This window comes from Sphingobium soli (genome assembly GCF_020782245.1).
Lineage (GTDB): Bacteria > Pseudomonadota > Alphaproteobacteria > Sphingomonadales > Sphingomonadaceae > Sphingobium > Sphingobium soli.
Genome location: NZ_JAJGNP010000015.1, coordinates 44,534 through 70,068, shown reverse-complemented (window position 1 = coordinate 70,068; position 25,535 = coordinate 44,534). Strand labels below are relative to the sequence as shown.

The 25,535-nt window shown below is 60.4% G+C and carries 25 protein-coding genes and 1 pseudogene; 13 read left to right on the top strand and 13 right to left on the bottom strand.

Going from position 1 to position 25,535, the window contains the following annotated elements; genetic code table 11:
- Position 1: 1 nt before the first annotated feature.
- From nirB to LL253_RS15605, 6 genes and pseudogenes are all read right to left on the bottom strand, one after another.
- A complete protein-coding gene (gene nirB, locus LL253_RS15630) occupies positions 2-2,524 on the bottom strand; it encodes a nitrite reductase large subunit NirB (protein ID WP_228227749.1) in 2,523 nt (840 codons plus the stop codon).
- A 212-nt stretch (positions 2,525-2,736) separates the two neighbouring features.
- Positions 2,737-3,945, bottom strand: coding sequence for a hypothetical protein (locus LL253_RS15625; protein WP_228227748.1), 1,209 nt, complete (start codon positions 3,943-3,945; stop codon positions 2,737-2,739).
- A gap of 79 nt (positions 3,946-4,024) precedes the next feature.
- Positions 4,025-5,269, bottom strand: coding sequence for a nitrate/nitrite transporter (locus tag LL253_RS15620; RefSeq protein ID WP_228227747.1), 1,245 nt, complete (start codon positions 5,267-5,269; stop codon positions 4,025-4,027).
- Positions 5,270-5,485: 216 nt separating this feature from the next.
- Positions 5,486-6,700 carry a CmpA/NrtA family ABC transporter substrate-binding protein gene (locus LL253_RS15615; protein ID WP_228227746.1) on the bottom strand — a complete coding sequence of 405 codons (1,215 nt, stop codon included), beginning with the start codon at positions 6,698-6,700 and terminating at the stop codon, positions 5,486-5,488.
- Positions 6,697-7,278, bottom strand: a complete 582-nt coding sequence (locus LL253_RS15610) for an ANTAR domain-containing response regulator (protein WP_037544075.1) — start codon at positions 7,276-7,278, stop codon at positions 6,697-6,699. The genes LL253_RS15615 and LL253_RS15610 overlap by 4 nt, the downstream gene beginning before the upstream one ends.
- A 159-nt stretch (positions 7,279-7,437) precedes the next feature.
- Positions 7,438-7,985 (bottom strand): annotated as a pseudogene (locus tag LL253_RS15605) (tyrosine-type recombinase/integrase).
- Positions 7,986-8,311: 326 nt separating this feature from the next.
- Here LL253_RS15605 and LL253_RS15600 point away from each other — a divergent pair.
- The 6 genes from LL253_RS15600 (at position 8,312) to LL253_RS15575 (ending at position 13,473) form a co-directional block, all read left to right on the top strand.
- The gene (locus tag LL253_RS15600) at positions 8,312-9,445 is read left to right on the top strand and encodes a sensor histidine kinase (RefSeq protein WP_228227745.1); all 1,134 of its coding nucleotides are present in this window, start codon (positions 8,312-8,314) and stop codon (positions 9,443-9,445) included.
- Positions 9,438-10,142: a LytR/AlgR family response regulator transcription factor gene (locus LL253_RS15595; protein ID WP_228227744.1), complete on the top strand. Its 705-nt coding sequence runs from the start codon at positions 9,438-9,440 to the stop codon at positions 10,140-10,142. The genes LL253_RS15600 and LL253_RS15595 overlap by 8 nt, the downstream gene beginning before the upstream one ends.
- A gap of 94 nt (positions 10,143-10,236) precedes the next feature.
- On the top strand, positions 10,237-11,526 hold the full coding sequence (locus LL253_RS15590) for an amidohydrolase family protein (protein ID WP_228227743.1): 1,290 nt from the start codon (positions 10,237-10,239) through the stop codon (positions 11,524-11,526).
- A gap of 63 nt (positions 11,527-11,589) precedes the next feature.
- The gene (locus LL253_RS15585) at positions 11,590-11,958 is read left to right on the top strand and encodes a PadR family transcriptional regulator (protein WP_228227742.1); all 369 of its coding nucleotides are present in this window, start codon (positions 11,590-11,592) and stop codon (positions 11,956-11,958) included.
- Entirely contained in the window at positions 11,955-12,548 is a 594-nt protein-coding gene (locus tag LL253_RS15580) for a hypothetical protein (RefSeq protein WP_228227741.1), read from the top strand. The genes LL253_RS15585 and LL253_RS15580 overlap by 4 nt, the downstream gene beginning before the upstream one ends.
- A gap of 52 nt (positions 12,549-12,600) precedes the next feature.
- Positions 12,601-13,473, top strand: coding sequence for a CPBP family intramembrane glutamic endopeptidase (locus LL253_RS15575; RefSeq protein WP_228227740.1), 873 nt, complete (start codon positions 12,601-12,603; stop codon positions 13,471-13,473).
- A 155-nt stretch (positions 13,474-13,628) separates the two neighbouring features.
- Here LL253_RS15575 and LL253_RS15570 read toward each other — a convergent pair whose 3' ends face one another.
- Both LL253_RS15570 and LL253_RS15565 read right to left on the bottom strand, forming a co-directional pair.
- The gene (locus LL253_RS15570) at positions 13,629-13,988 is read right to left on the bottom strand and encodes an EthD domain-containing protein (protein ID WP_228227739.1); all 360 of its coding nucleotides are present in this window, start codon (positions 13,986-13,988) and stop codon (positions 13,629-13,631) included.
- A 32-nt stretch (positions 13,989-14,020) separates the two neighbouring features.
- Positions 14,021-14,854, bottom strand: a complete 834-nt coding sequence (locus LL253_RS15565) for an antibiotic biosynthesis monooxygenase (protein WP_228227738.1) — start codon at positions 14,852-14,854, stop codon at positions 14,021-14,023.
- Positions 14,855-14,983: 129 nt separating this feature from the next.
- Here LL253_RS15565 and LL253_RS15560 point away from each other — a divergent pair, with 129 nt between their 5' ends.
- On the top strand, positions 14,984-15,715 hold the full coding sequence (locus LL253_RS15560; RefSeq protein ID WP_228227737.1) for an IclR family transcriptional regulator: 732 nt from the start codon (positions 14,984-14,986) through the stop codon (positions 15,713-15,715).
- A gap of 222 nt (positions 15,716-15,937) precedes the next feature.
- Here LL253_RS15560 and LL253_RS15555 read toward each other — a convergent pair whose 3' ends face one another.
- The gene (locus tag LL253_RS15555) at positions 15,938-16,570 is read right to left on the bottom strand and encodes a tyrosine-type recombinase/integrase (RefSeq protein WP_228227773.1); all 633 of its coding nucleotides are present in this window, start codon (positions 16,568-16,570) and stop codon (positions 15,938-15,940) included.
- A gap of 177 nt (positions 16,571-16,747) precedes the next feature.
- Between LL253_RS15555 and LL253_RS15550 the strand changes: the two genes are divergently transcribed.
- The 6 genes from LL253_RS15550 (at position 16,748) to LL253_RS15525 (ending at position 22,507) form a co-directional block, all read left to right on the top strand.
- Positions 16,748-16,993: a type II toxin-antitoxin system ParD family antitoxin gene (locus LL253_RS15550; RefSeq protein WP_228227736.1), complete on the top strand. Its 246-nt coding sequence runs from the start codon at positions 16,748-16,750 to the stop codon at positions 16,991-16,993.
- 2 nt (positions 16,994-16,995) lie between these two features.
- Positions 16,996-17,298, top strand: a complete 303-nt coding sequence (locus LL253_RS15545) for a type II toxin-antitoxin system RelE/ParE family toxin (protein WP_228227735.1) — start codon at positions 16,996-16,998, stop codon at positions 17,296-17,298.
- Between the two features lie 609 nt (positions 17,299-17,907).
- On the top strand, positions 17,908-19,257 hold the full coding sequence (locus tag LL253_RS15540) for a DUF1593 domain-containing protein (RefSeq protein ID WP_266101036.1): 1,350 nt from the start codon (positions 17,908-17,910) through the stop codon (positions 19,255-19,257).
- Positions 19,258-19,831: 574 nt separating this feature from the next.
- Positions 19,832-21,003 (top strand): IS3 family transposase gene (locus LL253_RS15535; protein WP_228227734.1). Its coding sequence is split into 2 segments (ribosomal slippage): positions 19,832-20,084 and positions 20,084-21,003, totalling 1,173 coding nucleotides; the frame shifts between segments, so codons are not numbered across the junction.
- 47 nt (positions 21,004-21,050) lie between these two features.
- Positions 21,051-21,350: a beta-galactosidase gene (locus LL253_RS15530; RefSeq protein ID WP_266101035.1), complete on the top strand. Its 300-nt coding sequence runs from the start codon at positions 21,051-21,053 to the stop codon at positions 21,348-21,350.
- Entirely contained in the window at positions 21,350-22,507 is a 1,158-nt protein-coding gene (locus LL253_RS15525) for a DUF5597 domain-containing protein (protein ID WP_228227732.1), read from the top strand. The genes LL253_RS15530 and LL253_RS15525 overlap by 1 nt, the downstream gene beginning before the upstream one ends.
- 276 nt (positions 22,508-22,783) lie before the next feature.
- On the opposite strand, the gene tnpC is transcribed toward LL253_RS15525, so the two are convergent.
- From tnpC to LL253_RS20010, 4 genes are all read right to left on the bottom strand, one after another.
- A complete protein-coding gene (gene tnpC, locus LL253_RS15520) occupies positions 22,784-24,343 on the bottom strand; it encodes an IS66 family transposase (protein WP_228227731.1) in 1,560 nt (519 codons plus the stop codon).
- 67 nt (positions 24,344-24,410) lie between these two features.
- Positions 24,411-24,764 (bottom strand): IS66 family insertion sequence element accessory protein TnpB, encoded by a 354-nt coding sequence (gene tnpB, locus LL253_RS15515; protein ID WP_037487421.1) that lies wholly within the window; start codon positions 24,762-24,764, stop codon positions 24,411-24,413.
- Complete coding sequence (locus tag LL253_RS15510; protein ID WP_228227730.1) at positions 24,761-24,913, bottom strand: hypothetical protein; 153 nt, start codon at positions 24,911-24,913, stop codon at positions 24,761-24,763. The genes tnpB and LL253_RS15510 overlap by 4 nt, the downstream gene beginning before the upstream one ends.
- Positions 24,861-24,992 carry a transposase gene (locus LL253_RS20010; protein WP_407696120.1) on the bottom strand — a complete coding sequence of 44 codons (132 nt, stop codon included), beginning with the start codon at positions 24,990-24,992 and terminating at the stop codon, positions 24,861-24,863. Before LL253_RS20010 ends, LL253_RS15510 begins: the two co-directional genes overlap by 53 nt.
- Between the last annotated feature and the right edge of the window lie 543 nt (positions 24,993-25,535).

Sequence of the window (25,535 nt, the reverse complement as noted above, 5' to 3'; positions counted from 1 at the left end):
TTCACTCCGCAGCGATGGCAATAGGGGCGAGCGGCTGGTGCAGGTCAGCCTGTGCGCCCGCGACACGCTCTGCCCATGGGTCTTCCTGGGAGAAGCTCTGCGAATAGAGGAAGCGGGCACGCAGCGCTTCCCGACCTGCATCGTCCTCCACTATTCGGCTCTTGATATAATCGACGCCTACCCGCTCGATCCAGGGCGCTGTGCGCTCCAGATAGCGCGCTTCCTCGCGATAGAGCTGGGTGAAGGCGGCGCAATAATCCATTGCCTCCTGCTCGGTCGCGACCTTGCACAGCAGGTCGGTGGCGCGGACATGGATGCCGCCATTGCCGCCGACATGCAGTTCATAGCCGGAGTCCACGCAAACCACGCCGAAATCCTTGATCGTCGCCTCCGCGCAATTGCGGGGGCAACCCGACACCGCGATCTTGAACTTGTGGGGCATCCACGATCCCCAGGTCATCCGCTCGATCTTGACGCCAAGGCCGGTGGAATCCTGCGTGCCGAAGCGACACCATTCGGACCCCACGCAGGTCTTCACCGTACGCAGCGATTTGCCGTAAGCGTGGCCAGATACCATGCCCGCGGCATTCAGGTCGGCCCAGACGGCGGGCAGATCTTCCTTTTTGATCCCGAAAATGTCGAGCCGCTGGCCGCCCGTCACCTTTACCATCGGCGCATTGAACTTCTCGACCACGTCAGCAATCGCGCGCAATTCACGCGGGTTGGTGAGGCCACCCCACATGCGCGGGACGACCGAATAGGTGCCGTCCTTCTGGATATTGGCGTGCATCCGCTCATTGACGAAGCGGCTCTGCTGGTCGTCCTGATATTCGCCCGGCAGCGCGCAGAGCAGATGGTAATTGAGCGCAGGGCGGCAGGAGGAACAGCCATCCGGCGTCGACCAGTGCAGCAACTGCATCACTTCGGGGATGGAGCGCATATTCTGCGCGACAATCTCCCGACGGACATCGTCATGGGTGAAGCTGGTGCATTTGCACATCGTCTTCGGCCCGGACTTGACGTCGTCACCCAGGACTACCGCCAGCAGATTTTCGACGACACCGGTACAACTGCCGCAACTGGCCGACGCCTTGCAGGTGGCGCGCACCGCGTCGAGGCTGCAATTGCCCGCTTCGATGCAAGACACGACCTGACCCTTGCTGACGCCGTTGCAGCCGCAAATCTCGGCATCGTCCGAGAGCGCCGCAACGGCCGCCTTAGGGTCCAGCGCGCCTCCTCCTGAGGCGAAGGCATGACCGAAGATCAGCAGGTCGCGGATGTCGGCGACATTCTCTTCACGCTTCAGCATGTCGAAATACCAGCCGCCATCAACGGTATCGCCATAAAGCACCGCGCCGACGATCCTGTCGTCCTTGACGATGACGCGCTTGTAGACGCCGCGCGACGCATCGCGCAGCACGATATCCTCACAGCCTTCACCGCCGGAAAAATCACCGGCCGAGAAAACGTCTAGCCCGGCAACCTTCAGCTTGGTAGAAGTAACGGACCCTATATAGCCGCTATGCTGATCCGTCAGGCCATCGGCGAGGCTGCGGCACATGTCCCACAGCGGCGCGACAAGGCCGTAGACATTGCCGTCATGCTCGACGCATTCGCCCACGGCCAGAACATCGGGGTCGCTGGTGACCATATGGTCATCGACCTTGATGCCGCGATTGACCTCCAGCCCCGCCTCGCGCGCCAGAGCCGTTGAAGGACGGATGCCCACCGCCATGACGACCAGGCTTGCCGGGATTTCGCGGCCATCTTTCAGGCGCACGCCCTCGACCTTGCCGTCGCCATAGATGGCTTCTGTATCGGCGCCGGTCAGGATGGTCTGGCCACGCCCTTCCAGCGCGCTCTTGAGCAGCCAGCCGGCGGCCTCGTCCAACTGCCGCTCCATCAGCGTGTCCATCAGGTGGATCACCGTCACCTTCATGCCGCGCAGCGTCAGCCCATGCGCGGCCTCCAGCCCCAGCAGGCCGCCGCCGATCACCACCGCGCTGCCGCCGCCTGCGGCCTTGCCCGCTTCCGCCGCCGCCAGCATCGCGTCGACATCCTTCATGTCGCGGAAGCTGATGACGCCGGGCAGATCCTTGCCTGGCACCGGAATGATGAACGGATCGGAACCGGTCGCGATCAGCAGCTTGTCATAATGAACCGTGCGACCGCTCTGTGCGGTCACGCATTTGGCGTCACGATCAATCGACGCCACCGGATCACCAGCGATTAGTTCAATGCTGTTGTCGTCGTACCAGGCGCGGTCGTTAATGACGATCTGCTCGAAAGTCTTTTCCCCCGCCAGCACCGGCGAGAGCATGATGCGGTTATAGTTCACATAAGGCTCAGCCCCGAAGATGGTGACGCGATAGCGTCCCGCATCCCGCGCCAGCAGTTCCTCGACCGCGCGGCAACCGGCCATGCCGTTGCCTACGACCACCAGATGTTCCCGTACGTCGTCGGCGGGGACGAGCATATCCCCTTCGCACTCTGCCGCCGGCGCCAATCCGTCCTGAAATTCCATCCCCGTTACTCCAGAAAAGAAAAAGCCGCCATCCTAGCCCCCGGAGCTTTTCGCTTCCGAGAGTCAGGATGGCGGCTTTGCCATCATGTCGCGCCTTGCCGGTTCTACCCTGAACCGCCCCGGCAATGTGAAGGAGGACATCCTTGTCCTTTGCAGTGCAGCATATGAAGAATAGCCTGATGGCTCAAGCGATTCTTCTGATAGATTTTCAGTCAGATGGCCCAGTCGGCCTGAAGCCACAGCTTTTCCGTGTTGGTCGCCATCGCCCTGGCGTCATAATGGGCGTACCGGATCGACAGGCTCATCTTCTTCACTCTCGCGGACGCAAGAAAATCGATCTCATTGCCATAATGCTGATCGAGCCGGTCGCTGTCGAACCGATGCCAGCTGGCCGACAGTGCTACGCCCGACAGCGGCCCCAACTGCTTCCAGCCATAGCCGCCGCCAACATAGAGGTCGCGAATGCCATTGACTGGCGTGGTCAGGAATTTGTCGGCCCAGCCCTGAAATTTGAAATTGGTGCCCAATGGCGTCTGAAAGCTGGTGAAAGGCGCCCCGCTGCTGGCGCCCAGCACTTCATAGCCGGCGTTCAGCTTCCATCCCTTCATGTCCAGCGTGCCGTCCGCCAGCCAGTAATCGGCGCTGTAAGCGTTGGGATTACGATGATAGTCCGACTGACGGGCATAGCTGAACTGGTAGCTGAACTTCGCCACTTTCGACAAAGGCTGCGCCCCCGCCAGTCGCACCCCGTAAGTCTGGCTGGACAGGCGAAACGCCTGCACCGCCGCTTCATCCTGATCGACCAGATAGGCAAAGCCGTTCAGCGTGCCGACAGGCGTGGCATAAGACAGATTGGCAAGGATATTGTCGCCGCTCACCGCCTGCTGCCGCACCCCCTTGCCCTGAAACCCCCAGATGGTTCGCACGGACCAGGCATAGGCTATATCTAACTTCAGGCCCTTGGCCGGCGTAATTTCGGCGCGCACGGCGTCGAAGGTCTGGCCGTTATCGCGAAAGGCGACGTTGCCAACGAAACGCTCGTCATCCAGCACGATCTTCTGCCGCCCGCTGGTCAGGGTCAGCACCTTCGTCTTATATTGCAGCTGGGCGATATAGAGGGCTATATTTTCAGGGTCGGCCACGATCGGCCGGGTGGCCGCACCATTTACGCCGTCATAATAATCGTCGACCAGCGCCAGCGTCCCCTGCCCCACGATCGTCGCGGACAGCGCCCCGCTGCTGGCCGTCAGTCCGGCGCGGGCGCGGACGGTCAGCGCATCGGCTTTTTCCTCCGGCAATCCTTCCTGATCGGCATGTTCGTAGCGCAACCGCCCCTCGGCAACGGGTTTCAGGCTGATGGTCTGGGCACAAGCGGACCCTGCGACGGCCAGCACGGCCGCCGACGCGAGAAGATATTTCATGGAAAGCACGTCCCCCCTCGGACGAGATAGATGCGACCCGAATGGGGCGGCGATCATTGCCGCCGCCCTCCTCTCCGGATCAGATGCGGGCGCCCGTCTTCCAGGTTGCGCGCCACTTGGCCTTGACCAGCACCACCCCCAGCAGGGCGACGATCGCCAGCCCGGCAAAGATCAGGAAGCCGGGTGCAAAGCTGCCGGCTAGTTGCTTGGCAAGGCCCAGCGAACTGGCGAGGTAGAAGCCGCCAATGCCGCCCGCCATGCCTACAAGGCCGGTCATGATGCCGATTTCAGCCTGAAAACGCTGGGGCACCAGCTGGAACACCGAACCATTGCCGGTGCCCAGTGCCAGCATCGCGACCACGAAACAGGCCAGAGCCGCCGCCAGCGTCGTTGCTTGACTGACGCCCGCCAGAGCGATAGCGGCCACGACATAGACGATCATCAGCGCCTTCGACCCGCCGATCTTGTCAGCAAGAGCACCGCCCATTGGCCGCACCAGCGATCCGGCAAAAACACAGCCGGCCGTGCAATATCCCGCTACGATCGGCGTCAGACCGAACTGGTCTGTGAAATAGATGGGCAGGCTGGCGGCCAGACCGACGAACCCGCCGAAGGTGACGGCATAGAAAGCCATCAGCCACCAGGCGTCAGCCTGTTTGAGCGGTTGAAAATACTCGACGATCTTCTTGGGCGCGGGTGCATTGGGTGCGTCCTTGGCCATGATCATGTACAGGACAAAGACGATCGCCAACGGGATGCAGGCCAGACCCAGCACCGCATTCCAGTCGAAAATCTTGGCCAGCACCGGGGCAAAGAGCGAGGCAAGCACCGTGCCCGAATTGCCCATTCCGGCAAGCCCCATCGCCTTGCCCTGATGCTCAGGCGGGTACCAGCGGCTCGCCAGCGGCAGCGCGATCGCGAAGCTGGCGCCGGCAAAGCCTAGGATCACACCCAGCGCCAACGTGCCGCCGAAGCTGTTGATCCCTGCCACCCAGGCGGTGAAAAGACCGGCGATGACGATGATCTGGCTGATCGCGCCCGACAATTTCGGCCCGATCCGATCAACCAGCAAACCGTTGACGACGCGCAGCAGTGCCCCCGCCAGCGTCGGCGTCGCGACCATCAACCCCTTTTCCGCCGGGGTCAGCGCCAGTGTCTCGGAAATCATCGGCGCCAGCGGGCCGAGCAGCACCCACACCATGAAGGCGAGGTCGAAATAGAGAAAGGCAGCAACAAGGGTCGGCGCGTGGCCGGCCTTCCAGAAGCTGGTCGTCGGCGCGAGCGCGGCGTCTTGTGCTTCGCGATCCCAATAAGCAGTTGCCATGATACGTCCCCCAGTAAACGGAAATGGACACGAAAAAAGCCGCAGCCCGGACAGCATCCCTTGGGATGATCCGGTCAGCGGCTTTGCTGCGATATATGGTGAGGATGGCGGCCCCACCCTTGGGACGGCACATCCAGATAAGCGCGCTTCGTCGCGCGACCTGTATGTTATCTCGCGAATCGCATCATGTTGCAAGGCACAAAATTTCCCGCCGATTCAAAGCGGAGACACAAAATTGGTCAGATAATCCTCCATCCGTTCCGGATCGAACACGCGCCCGTCAAAGAAGCGATCAGGCCCCAGCGTCAATCCGCCCTTGCGCGATCCCACAGCCAGAGGCAGGCCTAATGCCCCTTCCACCTTCATATTCGCGCCCGGCATCGGTACATCCGCGTCGGCCAGCGCCCGACGGAAGATATCGGGACGGAACACGGCACCGGCCTTCGCCAAAGCCTCCGGGCCATGTTCGACCATGTTCCAGCGCACGAACTGCGAATAGATCCAGAGCGCCTGGCTACGCCATGGAAAGGGCGTGGCTTCCCGCGAAAACAGCAGGAAATCAGGGCTGGCGATAGGCGCTTCCCCCTGCCGCACAACGATCTGTCCGCTCATCGCACGTGCGATGAGGTCGGCAGGCTGATCGACATAGCGCGGATCGGACAGCAATTGCGCCAGCGCGTCATGATTTGCCGGATCGTCGCACCAGGAAGCCGACCGGATCAGCGCGCGCAGCAGCCGATCGACAATGTCGGGATTCTCCTCCAGCCAGGGCGTGCGGAAAGCGAGCACCTTCTCCACGCCCCGCTGCCAGATGCGCTCGCCGATCGCGACCGTCTCAGCCAGCCCCTCTTCTACCGCCGCACTGCCCCATGGCTCGCCGGCTATGAAGCCATCTATCTCGCCCGCGCGCATCGCTTCCACCGTCAGCGACGGCGGCAGCACACGCAGCACCACGTCCCGGTCAGGATCGATGCCCGCGCTGGCAAGCCAGTAACGCAGCATAAGCGAATGACTAGAAAAACGATGCACCACGCCGATCACCGGCTTGCGCCGCCATAGGCCGATCGCTGCGGCGAAATCATGCGCGGTGCCCAGCGGATCGGACAGGCGCCGTCCGGTATCGGGATCGAGCGCAGCGGCGAAATCGCTCGCCATCACCAGCATATTGCCATTGACGCCCAACTTGTAGGGCGCCGCCAGCGCAGCGGGCTGCTGGCTCAGCCCCAGTGTCACCGCTACGGCCAGCGGCGCCAGCATCTGCGCCGCATGCACCTGCCCATAGACCAGCCGGTCGCGCAGCGTCGCCCAGCTTGTCGATCGGATCAGGTCCAGCGACAGCCCCTCCTCCTCGGCAAAGCCCCGTTCGCGCGCCACCGCCAGCACGGCGGCATCGGTCAACGGCAGGAAGGCGATGCGCAGGCTCATCGTCATAATCCTCCTCCCAGCAGGTCGCTGGCGGTAATCAGCGCCTGCGCCACATCCACGATCTTCTTGCCCTGGTTCATCGCGCTCGACCGCAGCAGCGCATAAGCATCCTGCTCGCTGAGCGAGCGCTGGTTCATCAGAATGGATTTTGCGCGATCGATGATCTTGCGTTCCGACAGAGCCGTGCGCGCCTCGTCCAGTTCCGTCTGCATCTTGGCAAACGCGTTGAAACGGCGCACTGCCAGTTCCAGCACCGGCTTAACCCGTTCCTTGCGCAGGCCATCGACAACATAGGCGGATACACCCGCGTCGATCGCAGCGCCGATCATCGCGTCGTCTGAATGATCCACGAACATGGCGATCGGCCGGGCCAGCGCACGGCTGACCATCAGCATCTCTTCCAGCGTATCGCGGCTGGGACTGCCCAGGTCCATCAGCACGACGTCGGGCGCCATCCGCTCCAGCCGCGCCACGAAGGCGCCGCGTGGTGGAACGATGTGAATGTCGTCATAGCCAGCATCGCGCAGCCCTTCTTCCAGGACCGTCGCGCGCAGTCCGCTGTCGTCGATAATGACAATCCGCATCAGAGCCCCTTTGGGCGCGATCATAACAGCAGGTCAATTCAGAGTGAAGCTGCAGCGACGGGCTCCGGGCAGCCTATTTGGCCTCAGCAATGACTGGTATGTGCAGTAGCCGCTACGCTAAGGTTCTGGCTCCTCACACTGGCAAGGAGCCAGCAGACCTCAAATTTCGGTGCCTTCGGCCAACGTCAAGGCGTCCTCCACGTCAACTCCAAGATACCGGACCGTGCTCTCGATCTTAGTGTGCCCAAGCAAAATCTGGACTGCACGGAGATTGCCGGTCGCCTTGTAAATGATCGATGCCTTGGTTCGGCGCAGAGAGTGAGTCCCATAGTCTTCGCTGGGCAAACCAACTCCTGTTACCCATTCGTCGACGAGGCGAGCATATTGCCTCGTGCTGATATGGGCTGCGTGATCGGTACGGCTGGGAAATGCGAATTCCTCCAACGATCCACCTCGCAGTTCCAGCCACTTGACCAGGCTGGCGCGAGCATCGGTCATCAGTTCAAACTGAACCGGTCTGCCGGTCTTTTGCTGTACAACGGTGGCCCGTGTTCGAATTTTCCGATCACAAATTATGTCGCTGATCCTGATCTTCACCGGATCGCCCATATCTGCCGGGGCTTGAGCGCTCGCTTCGCGCCGACCTTACGTCCAGCGTTTCAAGACACCCGCTCGCGAGCAGCGGGATCAAATTCTGATAATCCCATGACACTTCTCCTGTGGCCCTGACGGCCATAGGTATAACGCTTCAAAGGAGGGACGACCCATGCCGGACGCTCAGCATCCATTTTTAGTTTCCCAGGTGCTGACGGTCTGCTTTTCCGGCAGGTGACGACCAACTCAAGACATTCAGTGTCGTTGATGCGAGTGGCGGCTCTCTCTGAAACCTGCCATTCGGGTCGCGCATGCCACCCGGTCGGCTATGCGCCCTAACTCCGGTCGTTCGAAGTTTGAGCGCATCGCCCCAAAAGCTGCCATTTCACAGGTTGATCCCACCCACTTTGGGCTGAGATCGTGCACCACGGTGGACACCGTGAACCTTGATCAGCTTGAACAAGTAAACGTTCCACTATTGTCGTCGGAGCGCCGCTCAGCCTATTCGCCGCGCATGGAATCGTCGACCAGCCCCACATACCGAATTTTGTGGATATGGATTGCCTTTGCATGGTCATGCATTGCGATCGCATGGGGACCGGCTGCCGCGCTAGCAGCGAGCCCGGATCCGTCGTTCCGGGCTTTCGCCAGCGCGATCGTCCTTTGCTTCGCGACGTTCCTGCCGTGGGCTCTGACAACGCCGACCCTCTTCGCAGTGTGCCGCAGATATCCTCTCGGAGAAGGGAACAATGCACGATCCATCGCTGCCTTGCTGCTGATCGGGATAGGCCTTGTCCCCTCCCTTGCGGGCTTCTTACCGTTGATCGAGGGTCTGGGAGCAGTAGCCCTGCCCGCAGTGTTCGGTGAGCCGCAGGCGCCATCGGAAGCACTCAGACGTGTGCTGGTCACATCTCTGTTCGCGTTACCAACCTATGTGGCCGTCATCGCCATTGGTCAGACCCTTGTATGGGCGAACAGGGCGCGAAACCAGGAAGTTCGCTCAGCTCGGGCAGAGCTGCGCGCGCTGAGGGCAGAGCTCAGTCCCCACTTCCTTATGAACGCGCTGGGATCGATCGCCCAGATGGCGCACGTGTCTGCCGAACGCGCGGAGGCGGCGTTGTTGGCGCTGGCCGACGTCCTGCGCAGTGGCCTGTCAGCGGAAGAGGAAATGCACACGCTGGCTGACGAACTGGGCGCTGTCGACGAGCACGTGACGCTGTATCGTGAACTGCATGGAAAGCTGGTTTACAGACGCGAGGTTGGCGACGGACTGTGGCAGCAGCAAGTGCCAACACGCATCCTTGTTCCGCTTATCGAGAACGCACTGACGCACGGCGCACCGCTGCCCGACGGCACGCGGCAGATCGAACTGACGGTGACAGATATTTTCGGCGCGCTACAAATTCACATATCGAATCCTATCCTTCGCGATTCACGCGCTTCGCGGGGGCTTGGCACCGGTCTGGACCAAGTCAGGCAGCGCCTCGCGATCCTTTATGGAGATAAGGGCTGCCTGACTGCAGCGCCTAACGGTGATCAGTTTGCCGTCATTCTCGAGGTGCCACATGGCTGACCTGTCTGTGCTGGTTGTCGAGGACAATCTGCTGGCGAGCGCAGCCCTGCTTCGGTTGATGAAAAACCATGACGATATCGGTCAAGTCGTTGAAGTGAGGAGTCTGGCTGAAGCTAGAAAAATTGTAACAGCAATGGCTTTCGACGTCGTATTCCTCGATGTCTGTCTGCCCGACGGCACCGGCGTCGCGCTTGGCAGCGAACTGGTCCGGCGCGGTCACGGGCCAGCGCTGGTCTACCTCACTGCCGACCCGACTGCGGCTGTCGACGCCTTCCGACAGGGCGCATTCGACTATCTCCTCAAGCCGATTGCATCATCCGATCTCGGGCGGGCTCTGAGACGCGTTCGTCAGGCGAGACATGGCGCGCCGCCCCCGCCCATCGAGATCAGAGACGGGTCCTCGACACGCTACATTGCGACAGAATTGATCGCGGCAGTAGAGAGTGCGGGCCACTACCAGTGCATTCATGCCGCAGGGGAAGTGCATCTTGTTCGACAGCCTGTCGCAGCGCTTCTCGCGCAACTTGGTCCTGGTTTCGTGCGAGTCCATCGCTCCGTCGTAGTGCGCACCAGCCTCGTCACGGCGATGGAAACCCGGCGCAATGGCGATGGCGAACTGGAACTTGCCGGCGGCAAGCGGGTTCGCTTCAGCCGTTCTTTCAGGGGCGAACTCGAAAAAGCGCTGGGCACACGCTGACCGCCTTGCGCCGCCGCAGCCTCGCTTCACGCCAGGGAAACTGGCAGGCATGCGCCAGCATAGTAGCGACCGGCAACCCGACCAAGGAGCTGTCATGATCCGTTTTGCTGTCCCATGCCTTGCCCTCTTGCTCGCCTCTGCCCCGCTCGCTGCGAACGAAGGCGAAATTGCCGGCCCCCCCCGGATCGCGGCGGCTTTCCCAAAACCCGCTCTCTCGCTGGAAGGTGGCAAGTGGTTCGACGGCCAGCGCTTCGTCGAAGACCATTGGTATAGCATCGATGGAAAGCTCACGCGGACCCCCCCGCCCAGAATCGACGTGCGAATTTATCTCGACGGCCGATACGTCCTCCCGCCACTCGCCGATGCCCATAACCACAATCTTCAGAATGCTTGGACGGCAGCTACCTTTGCCGACGATTATCTGCGCCGCGGAATATTCTATTCGGCGCAATTGGCGGCGAATGCAGAAGAAATCGCTGGTTATCGCGGCGTGCTGGGCGGGCCGGGCAGAGTTGATGTCCTGTGGGCAGAGGCGACCCTCTCGAGTTCGGACGGGCACCCTCTCGGGCTGGCGCTGGCAGGTGCCAAGCAGGCGGGCATGCCAGACGATCCAAAAGACTATATCGACAAGTCCTTCTGGGCGATCGACAGCCTTGGCGATCTCGACGCCAAATGGTCGAAGATTGCCGAAACCAGGCCTGAACTCATCAAGGTGATTGTTGTCGACGATGCCCATGCGGCGGAGCAGCGGAAGGATCGGTCGAGCTACGGTTTCCGAGGGATGAGCACGGCTTTGCTTCCCGAAGTTGTTCGGCGCGCACATGCAATCGGAGCCCGTGTTGCCGCGCATGTTGACAGTGCCGACGACATCGATCGCGTCGTTGCTTCTGGTGTAGACATCGTCGCACACCTCAACACGCGCATTCCGAAGGGACTGACGGCCACCGACCTGCGTCTGTCGGAATCCACCATTGCCGAGATGAAGCGGCGCGGTACGAAAATCATTCCGACTGTTGCGGTCACACGTTACTACTTGGCTGCTCATCCCGAAGATCGGGCCGAACTTCTGGCAGTAATTCGCGACAACTTAACGCGTCTGAAGGCGGCGGGCGTCCCAATGCTTGCGGGGAGCGATCTCTTCGATGGTTCTGTGATTGACGAGGTCGAGGCGCTCCATGCGACAAATGTCTTCACTTCCGAAGAAGTGCTTGCCCTTACCACCTCGGCAACGCCGCGCGCCTTGTTTCCAGATCGACTGATCGGCAGTTTTGCGGAAGGAGCAGAAGCCAGTCTGATTGCCTATGACGGCGATCCTTCCAAAGATCTGACGATCTTGCGAGAGCCCCGGCTTGCTATCAAACAGGGCGAAATCCTTTCCCGTTGAATGCGCATCGGGGGAATAACCAATATCCTTGCAATGCAAATATAATGGTTATACAAGGTAATCATGACGCAGGAACAGTCTCGGTTGGATGATTCGGTGGCGCGCTGGGAAACCCAGCTCCGTAAGGGCGTGCTCGAACTGGTCATCCTGCTGGCTTTGCGTGAGCGGGAAAAATACGGTTTCGAGCTGATCTCCGGAATTGCCAAGCGCTCCTCGCTCGAACTGTCGGAAGGGACGATCTATCCACTGCTACTACGGCTTGCGAAGGACGATCTTATCAAGTCGCGTCTGGCGCAGGGCGATGGCGGGGCACCGCGCAAATATTATTCGGTCACGCCGCATGGCCGCCGCATGCTCGACGCGATGACCGCGGGCTGGACGAAGTTGGTCGCCTCGGTTGATGCGCTGACCGCACCGGAGATTGATCGATGAACCCCGCTTACACGCCCGCGTTCACCCAGGCAGAGGCTCGCAACCTGTGGGCTGGCTATGTTGCCGAGATCGACCGGATGGTCGCGCTGATCGGGCCCGATGCGGCGGAGCTGGCGGAGGATCTGCGGATGCATCTGGCGGACAGTTTCGCCAGCGAAACGCAGGGCGCGGAGGCGGAGCGGTTGCAGCGCGCCATCGACCGGCTCGGCCGCCCGGGCGATTTCCTGCGCCCAATGCTCGCCAACGAGCTGATCGCGCGCGGCACCGCACGCTATTCCGCGCCCCTCATCTCGCGCGGGCTCTATCACGCGATCCGCTCCGGCTCGGGCCGCGCCCTGCGCGCCGGTCTGTTCGGGCTGGGCTATCTGCTGCTCGCAATTTTTGCCGCCATGACCGTGCTGAAACCCTTTTTTGGCGACAATGTCGGCCTGATCCGCGGGGCGGACGGCTCGCTGACCTTCGGGATCGTGTCCGCTTCCGGCGGCCAGGACCTGCTCGGCCTGTGGTCGGTGCCGCTGACGCTAGCCATCTGCGTGTTGCTCTACGTCCTGCTGACCCGGTGGCTACGGCGCAGCCTGCGCCCCACGTAGGGTCCGGTGCAAAAATTTACTTTATTACCTTGTAATACAAGAAAGGATTGCCATGAGTTCCCTCGTGTCCGGGGCTGCGTCCGCGTGCCCGCATTCCGCCGCCTGGGCGACCCGTGTCGCGACCTTCCTCGCGCTCGCTTTCGGCTTCAGCTGGCTCGTCTGGCTTGGCATCTGGTCCGCGACCGGACGACCGGATTCGCTCACCGCCACGCCGATGCTGTTCGCGGTCTATGTCGGCTCCTTCGGTCCGGGTCTGGCGGGAGCGGTGCTGAGCGCGCGCGAGGGGCGGCTGCGCGAATGGGCGGCCGGATTCCTGCGCTGGCGCATGGGCTGGGCAGGGATCGCGGCCATCGCCCTGCCGCTACCGCTCGCGGTGCTTGGCCTGACCGCGGCGCTCGGCTACACGCCGGTGCCGATGGACGGCGTGCCGCCGGTGCTATCGTATCTTACCCTGTTCCCGGCGGTAATCTTCAACGGCGTGGTCACCGCCGTGCTCGGCGCGGGTCCGCTCGGCGAGGAAGGCGGTTGGCGCGGCTATCTGCTCCCGCGCCTGCTTGACCGCCTCGGCGAAGTGCCGGCCTCGCTCCTGCTCGGGGCAATCTGGTCGCTCTGGCATCTGCCGATCATGGCGATCCTGCCCGAATGGCGCGGCGGCCTCAGTTTCGGCTTCTACCTGCCCGCCTATACGGTGACGGTCATAGGCCTGTCGCTGCTGATGACTCGGGTCTGGCTGCTGGCGCGGCGCAGCACGCTTGCGGCGGTGTGGATGCACGGGGTGATCAACGCTCTCGGCGCCATCGCCTTCAGCGCGCAGCTGTGGGATGGGGGGTGGTCGGCCAAAGTCAACCTGCTGCATTTCACCTTGGCGATCTGGCTTGCGGCCTTGGTCCTTCACCTAATGCGAAGGATCTATCAGTTTCGCTGACATCATTCTCTCAAGCGAAGAAACGCTTACATCACCTACGAGAAAACGCGGAAGGCCGCGCATAGCCACTCAGCCGAACGACAACCTTCCGCGCAGAACCGATGAATCGGGATAGTCCGATCGGCCGAGTTTAAGCACACACGAGAACGATGAAATCAACCCTCACGATAATCGCCGATGATTTCGACCTGCTCGCCGACCAAGATCAGCGTATTGTCGTGGTCGAGAAAGGTTTTCTCGTCCGGAAAGACGACCTTTTTGTAGGTGTCGGAAGTCAGCACCGCATCCATGCCCCGCTCGTTATCGAACCAGAGCTCTGCAGTGCCGTCGAAATCGGCATTCTCCGCAGCATCGGTTTCCAAAGGTGAGGGATGCGTCTGGATATAGCGCAGGCAATGCGCCTCCGCTTCTGGAATGGACCGAAACTTGGGCCCGTGCACCTCGATATGGTGCTTCACGAAATCCTCGTGGCTCATGCCTGCCTTGCGTTTCAGGAACATGGTCATCTTGATCATTGTTATGTCTCCTTGAGATTGGGCAATCGGCGCTAGATGTTGGGCTGGGGTTTCCAGCGAGGCATCGGACAATCGGCGGGGTAATCGACCCCGTCGGGACTGGAGATGAGCTCGATCAAGGCCCCCCATGGCGCTCGGGTATAGACGCCGGAATTGCGTTCGCCGTCCTCGACGCCTGCCAGCGGATGCGGATCGGACAGCAGGGTGCCGCCCGCCTCTGTCAGTCGCTTTGCGGCAGCGTCCATGTCGTCGACATAGAGCGCGATGTGCTGCAGTCCGTAATCGACTAGCCCGGCGGCGTCTGCCTGATCGGCATTGGCGATGCGAAACATTTCGATATTCGCAGATGCGCCAATTCGCATGAGCCGCATATGTTCGATCCGCGCCCCTGCGGAAATTCCGAGCTGATGCTCCACCTCAGCGCCCTGCATCGGGTCCGCATCGGCGGGCAGCACATCGTAAAGCGTTCGCGCACCGAACGCACGGGACAAGAAGTCGGACGCCGCGTCTAGATCGGGGACTGTAATCCCGACATGGTCAATCCCGCGCACGCCGGGGGCGGCGTCGTCCGGCCGGCAGACCGGTGCAAGTTCGGTGACATCTGACGCCCCGCCCTCGGCCAGTTCTCTCAACGCATTATTGAACGACTTGGTGTGCGGCTGATTGAGATGCGTGTCGAAGGCTTCCCGGTCGCGATATCGTTCGATCATCGTCCAGCCGCGCTTGGTTGCGGGCCGCTGATACACCTCGAACCCTTCGTTACCGGCCTCCTTGCGAACCGCGTTAGCGAGGTTTGCAATGTGGCTCTGAAGCGCGTCTTCCTGACCGGGAAGCGCGGTGCACTGCGCCATCACTATATGTGGCATTGGCTGATCTCCTTGTTCATATATCACGATAATGGAATTTCGCACCGTGCGTTCCGCCGCTCTGGCCATGGGCGGCCACCAAGCCCATATCTTCAACATGATTGAAAAACTCGGCAAGAATGGCCCCTCATGAGTAAGCCGATCCAGTCGGTCGAACGCGCGATGCGGATGCTGGAATTCCTAGCGCAGGCGGAAGGCGCCGCGGCGCTTGGCGCAATTGCGAACGCCGCCGGAGTGCAGTCGTCGACCGCTCATAACATCCTCGCAACGCTCATCGCGCTGGGCTATGTGCGACGTCCCGCGACCGGGTCCGACTACCGGCTGGGTGGCCGTATTCTCAACCTCGCCCGGATCGCGGGCGACGACGACGCGCTGCGACGGCATTTCCGGCCCTTGATGGAAGAGACAGCACGGCGGTTCGAGGAATCAACCTATCTGATCGTGCCGAGCGGCGATGAACTCTATTATCTCGACGGTATCGAATTGCCGAACAACCCGACCGCTCACAGCCGCCTGGGCCGCCGCGAGCCCTTGTCCGGTTCTGCTATCGGACTGCTGATCGCCGCGTTCATGCCCGGTGTTGCGCAAGCCTTGGCGAACTTAGAACGGCGCGCAAGCCTGACCGAAGATCTGGAACAGGCGCGCCAGCGCGGCTTCGCTTTCGAGGAGGGTAAATACCAGTCCGGGCTTAACTGCGTTGCGATACCCCTGCGGCTGCACGGCGAGACGGTCGGGGGCCTTTGCCTAAACGGCGCGGCAAAGCGGCTGCCGCAGCGGAAGCTTGTGTCGATTGCCGGCGTAATGGCCGAAATCGCGCTAAAAATTCCCGTCGCAGATTTAATCATCCGTAGGCGGATATAAAGCGAACGCATCGCCCGCTGATGTCTGCTTCTGACTTGCTTGCCGCCAAGAGCGGACTGACTGCTACCGGCCCAGTTGCAGCCGCTGTGCGAGGGCAAGCCAGCAAACGCTGAATGTCGGCTCATGGCAAGACCTGACGTTCAGTCCAAAACTCGGGAATGGCGACTTCGTCCCAGGCCTACCAAAGTCGGCTCCCCGCCAGCGGAACGGGGAGCCGATGGTTCAGATCTCGGTGTTTTCGGCGAGAGCAAGCGCGTCTTCCACATCGATACCAAGATAGCGGACCGTATTCTCGATCTTGCTGTGGCCGAGCAAGATCTGAACGGCGCGCAGATTGCCAGTCGCCCGGTAGATGATCGAAGCCTTGGTTCGGCGAAGCGAATGCGTGCCATATTCGCTGCGCATCAAACCAACCCCGGTCACCCATTCATCGACAAGCCTGGCATATTGCCGGGTGCTGAGGTGACCATTGTGATCAACCCGGCTTGGAAAGACATAATCATCGACCGTGCCGCCCCGTCGCTCAAGCCACGCCAGCAGGCTGGCCCGGGCATCGGGGAGAAGTTCGAATTGAACAGGCCGACCCGTTTTCTGCTGCATGACAATGGCCCGCGTTCGGATCTGCCCTCCGCGGACGACATCGCCAATTTTCATGCGAACAAGGTCGCAACCGCGCAGCTTGCTGTCGATAGCGAGGTCGAAAAGGGCACGGTCCCGCAAGCGGCGGCGCTGATTGAGGTAGAAGCGGATCTCCCAAATTTGCTTGGGCTTCAGGGCCCGCTTTGCACCGACAGCGCGCCCTGCATTCCAGACCGGGCGCTTGAAGGAAGCATTCGCGGTTTCTGACATTTCCATAATCATTCTCCGATGGCCAGAAGCGGCCATTTTGGAGAACGGCTGCAACCCCCACGGAGAAAATGTTGCGAGGCGTGGGGCAGCCAACACTCGGGAGATCGTGGGGGCGGACCATGGCTTCGTATCAATTGACAAACTTTGCCAACCTTTGCTATTTTTCCGACCTTGGAGGTTGCCATGGCCACGATGAATATCTCACTGCCAGACCCTATGAAGCAATGGGTGGAGGCGCAAGCTGACACCGGTCGATACAGCAATGCCAGCGACTATGTGCGCGATCTTATTCGCCGCGATCAGGAGCGCGCCGACAAGGTTGCCGCCATGCAGCGCCTTGTCGATGAAGCTCGCGCCGGTGGCTTGAGCGGCGAGACGATGGCGGACATCCGCACGCGGGCGATCAGCCAGGCTGGCCTGCAAGCCTGATCGTGCCTCGCTTCCGTTTAACACGCGCCGCAGTCGATGATCTGAAAGCTATCTTTCTTGAGGGAATCGAGCAGTTCGGTCTACCTCAGGCCGACGCCTATCACGAAGGGTTGAGTGCGATTTTCGCGTTTCTCGCAGACTATCCCCATGCCGCGCGCCTGCGCGAGGAGATATCACCGCCTGTTCGCGTGCATCCCTACAAGGCCCATCTCGTGATTTATGAAGTGGACGATGACGACGAGGTCATCATTCTGCGCGTCCGGCATGGTCGGGAAGATTGGATATCCTCGAATTACAACGGCTAGCCTTGGCGAGATGAGGGCATGCGGCAAAGCCGCAGAAATCCCGCCCCACTTGGCGCTTATACTGAGCGATAAGATTCTGGATGCGACCAGAAATGAGCCGTTCCGCTGTGGAGTCTGGAGCGTCGGCTCACGCCGAAACCGGTCCTTCAGAAATTAAACTTTCGCCAGTCTGCTACGCGTCCCGTATCGGTCGCTTAATCGCCCGATAATCGTTTCCGAAACCGGACGCTCACGGATGAAAATCTCCGACCCGCAAAGGTTGGTCTCGAGATGGCTGATTTGCGTCCTTCCCGATTGCTTAGCTTGGAAAGATCGAAATTTCGATCTGTTCGATATTCGCTGCAATTGGCGCGACGAGCTTTTGATGACGGTCGGTGGAATTCACAGAACGCCGCCGCAGCGGACAACTGGCGGGATAAATTGATTGCGCACAAATGCGAACATCTTATGGTAGCGCTATCGGTCAGTGATAGAATGTCGTTGGTTAGGGGAGAATTGATGAGGCACCACCCGTTTTGGTTTGCCTGCGTTGCGGCGCTACTGGTTCCCACTGCGGTAGAGGCGCAAATGCAGCCTCATCGCGAGGCCGGGACAACGCAGAAGGAGCGCTTGATCGTTCTGACCGACATCGGTGGCGAACCAGACGACAGTATGTCGATCACTCGTCTCCTGCTCTATTCGAATGAAATTGATGTCGAGGGCCTCGTGGCGACCACCTCGGTTTGGATGAAAAATAAAAGTCATCCCGAAGCGATCCGTGAGATCGTGACTGCTTACGGCAAGGTGCGCCAGAACCTGCTCCTTCATGCAGCAGGTTACCCGGCCGCCGACAAATTGCTTTCATTGGTGACCACCGGTCAGCCCGGATATGGTGTTGGTAGCACAGGCGACGGGAAGGACACGCCGGGGTCCGAACTCATCGTGCGCGCGCTATCGTCGCCCGACCCTCGCCCTGTGTGGGTCGCCGCCTGGGGCGGCGTCAACACCTTGGCCCAGGCTCTGGTCCAAATACGGGGGACAAAGCCGCCCGAGGAGGTCAAGCGCCTCGTTGCGAAACTACGCGTTTATACGATCTCCGATCAGGACGACGCTGGACCTTGGATCCGAGCTAATTTTCCTGACGTGTTTTTCATCGTCAGCCCAGGCAAATATGAGAACGCGACCTGGACAGGCATAAACACTGTCGTCAAGGGCATCGACAACGAGACGATCAGCAACGAATGGATCGCCAAGAACATCCAGCAGGATCACGGTCCGCTCGGTGCCGCCTATCCTGATGTGGGATGGGGCCTGGAGGGCGATACGCCCACATTCCTGGGTCTTATTCCCAATGGGCTCAATGTTCCTGAGCGTCCCGATTTCGGAGGATGGGGTGGACGTTACGAACTTTACACGCCTTCCGTTGGTGCGCTTGGGGACATGGTAAGCGGGGGAATTCCAATAAATCCCGAAACGCGGCCGATCTGGTCCAATGCGATCGACAGCTACACACCATATGCATCGGCCGATTACGGTCGTGCCATGAAGCCGACGAGAGATAATTTCACGGATTTCCGTGTAACGCTTTGGCGTTGGCGTGACGATTTCCAGAACGATATGGCCGCCAGGATGGACTGGACGGTAGAGCCTTATGCCAAGGCCAATCACCCACCGGTGGTAAAACTCGCGCATCCTGACCAGATCACTGTGCGGTCGGGGGAGGCCTTCTCGCTGAGCGGTGCCGGCACCACGGACCCGGATGGGGACAGCCTTTCCTACCTCTGGTTCAACTATGCAGAGGCTGGAAGCTGGAAAACCCCGATACCCCCATCAGGGGCCGAGAACGTATTTCACGCTACTTTCAAGGCACCTGATGTTTCAAAACAAGAAACTGCGCATTTTATTCTGAAAGTCACGGATAAGGGGTCACCTCCCCTGACGCGCTACAAAAGGGTCATCGTCAACATATTGCCCAAGTAGCACGGCCTGATAACTTATTGGAAATGGCGTAGTGCGGTAGAGAATTATTCAAAGATTCAGAATGAGGGTCAGTAGCACTCTTGTGTAGCAGGCGCTTTTCTTGGCTATCCGAGCTATTCCGAATGCTCATCTGTCCAAGAAAGTGGTCCGACTCGACATCCCTTAAGGCCTGTTGGATTCAACTGACCCGCACAAGCAATGCGTCTGCACTCCTCAGTCCATTTGGGCATGACGCTCATCACTCGATCAACCCCGCCTGAAAAAGATATCGCAATCAGCCAAGGATTTTTATGTCTCGATTTCTATTCACGCTAACGCTGATTGTGTCCGGTATCTTCCATGTCGTTGGTGACAGGGCTTACGCCCAAACCACGACGGCACCGCACTTGGAGCAACGTGGAAAGGCGACCCAGCTCATCGTTGATGGCAAGCCACATCTCGTGCTTGGTGGGGGAAACGCATAACTCTAGTTCAAGCGATCTTTCCTACATGACGCCGATTTGGCCACTGACCTGACCCCCTGATTTTCCTCCAGTCTCGATTAGAGTCCGGCCCTGGCAGAAGGACGGACAAGATGAAGAGAACTAGATTTACCGAAGAGCAGATCATTGGCGTGCTGAAGGAAGCGGAGGCGGGTGCGAAGACCGCTGACCTGGCCCGGCGGCACGGAGTGTCGGAAGCGACGATCTACAACTGGAAGTCGAAGTATGGCGGGCTGGAGGTTTCCGATGCTCGCCGCCTGAAGGAGCTGGAGAGCGAGAACGCGAAGCTCAAGCGGTTGCTAGCTGATGCGATGCTCGACCACGCTGCGCTGAAGGACCTCCTGGCAAAAAAGTTCTGACGCCCGCCGCCAAGCGGGAGGCTGTCGCTCATCTCCAGGCGTGGCACGGGATGAGCGAGCGGCGGGCGTGCCGTGTCATTGATGCCGATCGCAAGAGCGTGCGTTACCGCTCCACCCGGGACGATGACGCCGGTCTGCGTGAGAAGCTGCGCGAGCTGGCCAACCAGCGCCGCCGGTTCGGCTATCGCCGTCTGCACATCCTGCTGCGCCGGGAGGGGATCATGATCAACCGCAAGAAGACCCAGAGGCTCTACCGTGAGGAAGGCTTGGCGGTGAGGCGACGACGAAGCCGCAGGCGCGCTGTCGGCACGAGGGCACCTGCTCCGGTTCTGGCTCTGCCGAACCAGCGCTGGAGCCTGGACTTCGTGCACGACCAGATGGCCTCTGGCAGGCGGTTCCGCGTGCTCAACGTGGTCGATGACGTGACCAGAGAGTGCCTGGCCGCGGTGCCGGACACATCGATCTCCGGTCGCCGTGTCGTGCGTGAACTGACCGAGCTGATCGCACAGCGCGGCAAGCCTGGCATGATCGTCAGCGACAACGGCACCGAGCTCACCAGCAATGCCGTGCTGGCATGGTGCGGCGAGATGCAGGTGGAGTGGCATTACATCGCGCCCGGTAGGCCGATGCAGAATGGTTATGTCGAGAGCTTCAACGGTCGCATGCGCGACGAGCTACTCAACGAGACGCTGTTCATGAGCATGGCCCATGCCCGTGTCGAGATCGCGGCCTGGGTGGATGACTACAACCGGGAGCGACCGCACTCGTCTCTCGGTTACGCGACACCGCCGGCGTTCGCCGCCGAACTGGATAAGCAATGGCCTGCTTCGCTACGCCCTACGGGCTCCGCTGCGCAGCCCATTGCTTCAACCGCGCTCATGCGCAACAACGCGGCCAGGCTCTAATCCCAGCTGGAGGAAAGCTGGGGGTCACGTCACCACGGCTCAAATCGATGAATCTCAATACCGTGCTTGTTCCGGTCGCTTGGGAAACCATCGAACCAGAAGAAGGCAAATTCGATTTCAGCAACGTTGATGGATTGTTGAAGGGCGCGCGCGACAATGATCTGCGCCTTGTAATCCTGTGGTTTGGAGCGTGGAAGAATACCTACTCCAGTTATGTTCCGGCTTGGGTGAAGCGAGATCAGACACGGTTTGCACGCGTCCAGACAAGCGACGGCCACGGTACAGAGCGGCTATCTCCGTTTCCGCCGCCTCTCGCAATGCTGATGCTTTCGCATTCGCTCGACTGATGCGGCATATCCGAGAGGCAGACGGGGAGCGCCATACCGTGCTGTTCGTCCAGGTTGAAAATGAGGTCGGCGTAATCCCGCAATCTCGCGACCATTCACCAGAGGCAGAAGCAGCGTTCAACGCTGCGGTCCCCGAAACGCTCACACGCCATCTGCATCAACATCGCGCTACCTTGCATCCAGAACTTCGGGCAGCTTGGGAGGCGGCAGGGGCGCGACAAACTGGAACATGGCAGGAGGTGTTCGGCAATGGCAGCATGACCGATTCCTTGTTCATGTCGTGGTGGTATGCGACCTTTATCGAGCAGGTTACGGCCGCTGGTAAAGCCGAATACAAACTACCGATGTTTACAAATGCCGCCCTGATCCGACCCAATTACGAACCGGGCCAGTATAATTCGGGCGGGCCGCTTCCCTCTTCGCTCGACATCTGGAAGGCTGGCGCGCCGTCGCTCGATTTCTTGTCCCCTGACATATATTTTGATGATTATGTAAATTGGGCGTCGCAATATCGGCGCGCGGATAATCATCTTTTTGTACCAGAAGCCAGGGGCGGTGCGACCGGCGCGGCCAATGCGCTCTACACATTGGGTTCGCTGGCCGGCCTCGGCTTCTCTCCGTTCGGAATTGATGGCCGGGGCGTAGTCCTTACCGGAGATGTGAGCGTTGGCCTCGGCGCGGGAGGCGACGGTGACGAAGAAATCGCTGCCATTTATGGCCAGTTGGCCAAAATAGCCCCGGTTTTGCTTCAGAAGCAGGCGGAAGGAAAAGTCGAGACGGCTATCATGGAGGGTTCGGCTCAGCGGGCTGGTCGTGGACGGATCGGCGACTATCTTGTCAATATGTCGCGTGCGAATGGGCCTAGCGGGACTATCGATCCCGCCAGCCGCATCGCAGCCATGTTTCTTCAAACTGGCGCCGACGAGTTCCTCGTTATCGGTAGTGGTGACGCCCAGATAACCTTCACCACTGATCGCCCCGGTCCACCCGTTGTTGGCATTGAAAGTATTGATGAGCAAATGCTGAGCGGCAAGGGTGCCATTACCGGCCGACGGCTTAACGGAGACGAAAACGGCCAAGGCCAATCGCTTCGACTGTTTTCCGATGATGCGGCAAAGGGCAGGGCCTATAGAATCCGCCTTTATCGCTATCAATAGAATCAATATTATACGTCAGCCTCCCAAGTGAACCGAAACTTTGATACATTATTGCTGTCCGGGCGGACGACTAATTACGGCACCAATTGCTGCTCAATGCTCCACGGTTAACGGCCCAATTCGGTCGCGAACCAACCAACATGAACGGCAGCTATGCCCACATCCTGGCTCCTAACCTGACATTCGCCTATCGGCCATCCTGCGCATACCTAGAGAAGATCATCTGGGCCTAAGAACGGCAGGTGGTAAGCGCTAAATCACCCCCACAGGGAGGGGTTAGGCGGCCTGTTCGATGACGGTGGTGGCGGCGGCGCGACTGTCTACCCAGTTGTATGGGAGCAGATCATCGATTGGATCTGCTTCGCCGCGCAGGACGATACGGGCGAGGTCGTCGGTGAGGTAGGCCTGAGGGTTGATGCCGCCCAGTTTGCACGTTTCGATGAGGCTGGCGAAGGTCGCCCAGTTTTCAGCCCCCAGGTCATGGCCTGTGAACAGGGCATTTTTTCGTTGGAGGGTAATCGGCCTGATCGACCGCTCGACGGTGTTGTTATCCAGCTCGATCCGCCCATCCTCAAGGAAGCGGACGAGGCCTTTCCAGTGGTTGAGGGTGTACCTGATGGCCTCAGCTGTGTTGGAGCCGCGGGGCAGCTTGGGCAGCATTTCCTCGAACCAGGGCAGCATTTCCGCGATGATCGAAGCGGATTCAGCCTGACGGATCGCCAACCTGTGTTCGGGACTGGAACCTCGGATACGACCCTCGATCTTGTAGAGGTTGGCGATCCGCCTTAGCGCCTCATCGGCGACGGGGGCGTTACCACCCTTGGCATCGTCGAAGAAGCCACGCCTAACGTGCGCCCAGCAAAAGGCGAGCGTTCCCGGGCCGCCCTTCCGGTCCGGCGCCTCGATATGCTTATAGGCGCCATAGCCATCGCATTGGACGATGCCGGTGAAGTCCCCAAGCAGCTTCTCCGCCCAGACCTTCCCGCGCCCCGGCATGTAGGTGTAGACGACCGCCGGTGGATCGGTGCCGCCATGCGCGCCATCATCACGAGCGATTGCCCACAGATATCCCGTTTTCACCTTGCCGGTTCCGGGCGCCAGGACCTTGGCGGTGGTCTCATCGACGAACAGCCGCGCACCCGCCAGCAGGTCAGCTTTCATCCGGCCGGTCAGGCGCCCGAGCCAGGCCGCGGCTCGACCCGCCCAGTTGCACATGGTTCCCCGGTCGATCTCGATGCCCTGCCGCCGCAGCGCCTGCGCCTGGCGATAAAAGGGCGTGTGATCGGCGTATTTCGTGACGAGCACATCGGCGATCAGCGCTTCGGTGGGCAGGCCGCCTGGCACCACATGTCTGGGCGCGGGCGCCTGGAACACTCCCTCGCTGCATGCGCGGCACGCCATTTTCGGTCGGGACGTGACGATCACGCGATACTGGACCGGGATGACATCAAGCCGGCTCGATATGTCGCTGTCTATGCAGTGCAGCGCGCCTCCCCAGCAGGGGCATTCCTTCTCGTCAGGGAGGATCACTTCCTCAACGCGGGTCAGATGCGCCGGTAGCGACGCCCGCGCCGCCCCGTTTTCCCTTCGTGCCCGTTCCTTCTTCTGGCCTGCCGCCTGCTCACCGAGCGCCTCAAGTTCAGCACGGGCGACGTCAAGATCATCGAAGGCAAGCGCCAACTGATCTTCGCTCAGCTTCTCCGACCGTTTCCCGAAGGTCGTGCGGGTGATCTGGTCGATGATATGCTGCATCCGGGCTTCACGCTCAAGGCCAGCCAGGACCATCGCCTTGAGGGTGGCGACATCGTCAGGAAGGTCGGCTGCCGTGGCGGACATACCCCATTTCTGGCAGTTTTGGAGCGGTCCGCAATGGCCTTTCGATCAGAGGAATCAGGCGTGCGACCTATCGCGTCGTCACCGGAACCTGAGTGCGCGGCGTGTGCATTTTCGACCATTGCAGCCCTTCGAACAAGGCCGACGCCTGCGATGCCGACAGCCGCATCACGCCATCGTGAGCCCGGGGCCAATGAAAGCCTCCAGTCTGCAAGACCTTGCTCACCAGGACCAGGCCGGTGCCGTCCCAGACCAGCAGCTTGATCCTGTTCGCCCGCTTTGAGCGGAAGATGAAGACCACCCCCGAGAAGGGCTTGAGTCCGAGTTCATGCTCGACCAGCGCCGCCAGGCTGACGGCGCCTTTCCTGAAGTCGACCGGCTTTGTTGCCACCATCACCTTGAGCGGCCCTGGCGGGATGATCATCCCGACCGGCCCACAGCGGCGAGCACCCGGGCGATATGTTCCTCGCTCGCGCCCGGTGGCACGTGGATCGCGAGGGCGGCCGTGCGGATCACGATCTCATCGCCGCCATGCGTAGAGTTGCTGCGGTAGCAGTCCATGCGTTCGCGCAATTTCCGCAATGTTGGCCCCGGGCTCAAAACTCGACGCGATGATCCGTGCCTTAGCCTCGGCCGACCAGCGGCGCCGCATCGGCCCTGCTGGAATGACGTCCATACGCGAGGGCCGCTGGACCTCCTGCCTTTCGAAACCTGTTTCGAATGTTCTTACATCATCGGCCACTACGACACCCCTCAGACGAGGGGCGAAACATAGCCAGATCAGCGCCTACGAAAATGTGGGGACGTTTTCGCGCTTACGGCAGGTGTTGGATGAGGACCTGCCATTCCTGTCCGGCTTGCGAACGTCGGTTTTGTCCCAGGTCTTGCCTTCCGATGTCGACCCTTTGTGGACACTCAGTCGTCAATCTTCCGTTCTCAAGTGCAGACCGGCTGCTTTCCCATTTCGGAGGCCTGTGAATGGCCGTTAGGAGAATTTCCGGTTCGGAGCCGGATCGCGAGGATAGCTGCCATTTAGACCACGTTAGCTACCGAATAAATCATGTCGTTTCGATGCATGTCGGTAAGCGTCAGCTCTCAGCAGAACCGGTCACTTGTTGATCACGATGTTATCGATTGGAATGTGGCATGTCTCACAAATTCGACTTCTAGGCATCGCTCGTTGTGGGGCTACGGC

Bases quoted from the DNA above. Each gene is read 5' to 3' on its own strand.
- LL253_RS15565 (WP_228227738.1), bottom strand. From the start codon at position 14,854: ATGCCACATATAGTGATGGCGCAGTGCACCGCGCTTCCCGGTCAGGAA.
- LL253_RS15530 (WP_266101035.1), top strand. From the start codon at position 21,051: ATGAATCTCAATACCGTGCTTGTTCCGGTCGCTTGGGAAACCATCGAA.
- LL253_RS15585 (WP_228227742.1), top strand. From the start codon at position 11,590: ATGACGCAGGAACAGTCTCGGTTGGATGATTCGGTGGCGCGCTGGGAA.
- LL253_RS15555 (WP_228227773.1), bottom strand. From the start codon at position 16,570: ATGGAAATGTCAGAAACCGCGAATGCTTCCTTCAAGCGCCCGGTCTGG.
- LL253_RS15610 (WP_037544075.1), bottom strand. From the start codon at position 7,278: ATGCGGATTGTCATTATCGACGACAGCGGACTGCGCGCGACGGTCCTG.
- LL253_RS15625 (WP_228227748.1), bottom strand. From the start codon at position 3,945: ATGAAATATCTTCTCGCGTCGGCGGCCGTGCTGGCCGTCGCAGGGTCC.
- LL253_RS15590 (WP_228227743.1), top strand. From the start codon at position 10,237: ATGATCCGTTTTGCTGTCCCATGCCTTGCCCTCTTGCTCGCCTCTGCC.
- LL253_RS20010 (WP_407696120.1), bottom strand. From the start codon at position 24,992: ATGCGGCGCCGCTGGTCGGCCGAGGCTAAGGCACGGATCATCGCGTCG.
- LL253_RS15570 (WP_228227739.1), bottom strand. From the start codon at position 13,988: ATGATCAAGATGACCATGTTCCTGAAACGCAAGGCAGGCATGAGCCAC.
- LL253_RS15620 (WP_228227747.1), bottom strand. From the start codon at position 5,269: ATGGCAACTGCTTATTGGGATCGCGAAGCACAAGACGCCGCGCTCGCG.
- tnpB (WP_037487421.1), bottom strand. From the start codon at position 24,764: ATGATCATCCCGCCAGGGCCGCTCAAGGTGATGGTGGCAACAAAGCCG.
- LL253_RS15615 (WP_228227746.1), bottom strand. From the start codon at position 6,700: ATGACGATGAGCCTGCGCATCGCCTTCCTGCCGTTGACCGATGCCGCC.
- tnpC (WP_228227731.1), bottom strand. From the start codon at position 24,343: ATGTCCGCCACGGCAGCCGACCTTCCTGACGATGTCGCCACCCTCAAG.
- LL253_RS15575 (WP_228227740.1), top strand. From the start codon at position 12,601: ATGAGTTCCCTCGTGTCCGGGGCTGCGTCCGCGTGCCCGCATTCCGCC.
- LL253_RS15560 (WP_228227737.1), top strand. From the start codon at position 14,984: ATGAGTAAGCCGATCCAGTCGGTCGAACGCGCGATGCGGATGCTGGAA.
- nirB (WP_228227749.1), bottom strand. From the start codon at position 2,524: ATGGAATTTCAGGACGGATTGGCGCCGGCGGCAGAGTGCGAAGGGGAT.
- LL253_RS15525 (WP_228227732.1), top strand. From the start codon at position 21,350: ATGCGGCATATCCGAGAGGCAGACGGGGAGCGCCATACCGTGCTGTTC.
- LL253_RS15595 (WP_228227744.1), top strand. From the start codon at position 9,438: ATGGCTGACCTGTCTGTGCTGGTTGTCGAGGACAATCTGCTGGCGAGC.
- LL253_RS15580 (WP_228227741.1), top strand. From the start codon at position 11,955: ATGAACCCCGCTTACACGCCCGCGTTCACCCAGGCAGAGGCTCGCAAC.
- LL253_RS15550 (WP_228227736.1), top strand. From the start codon at position 16,748: ATGGCCACGATGAATATCTCACTGCCAGACCCTATGAAGCAATGGGTG.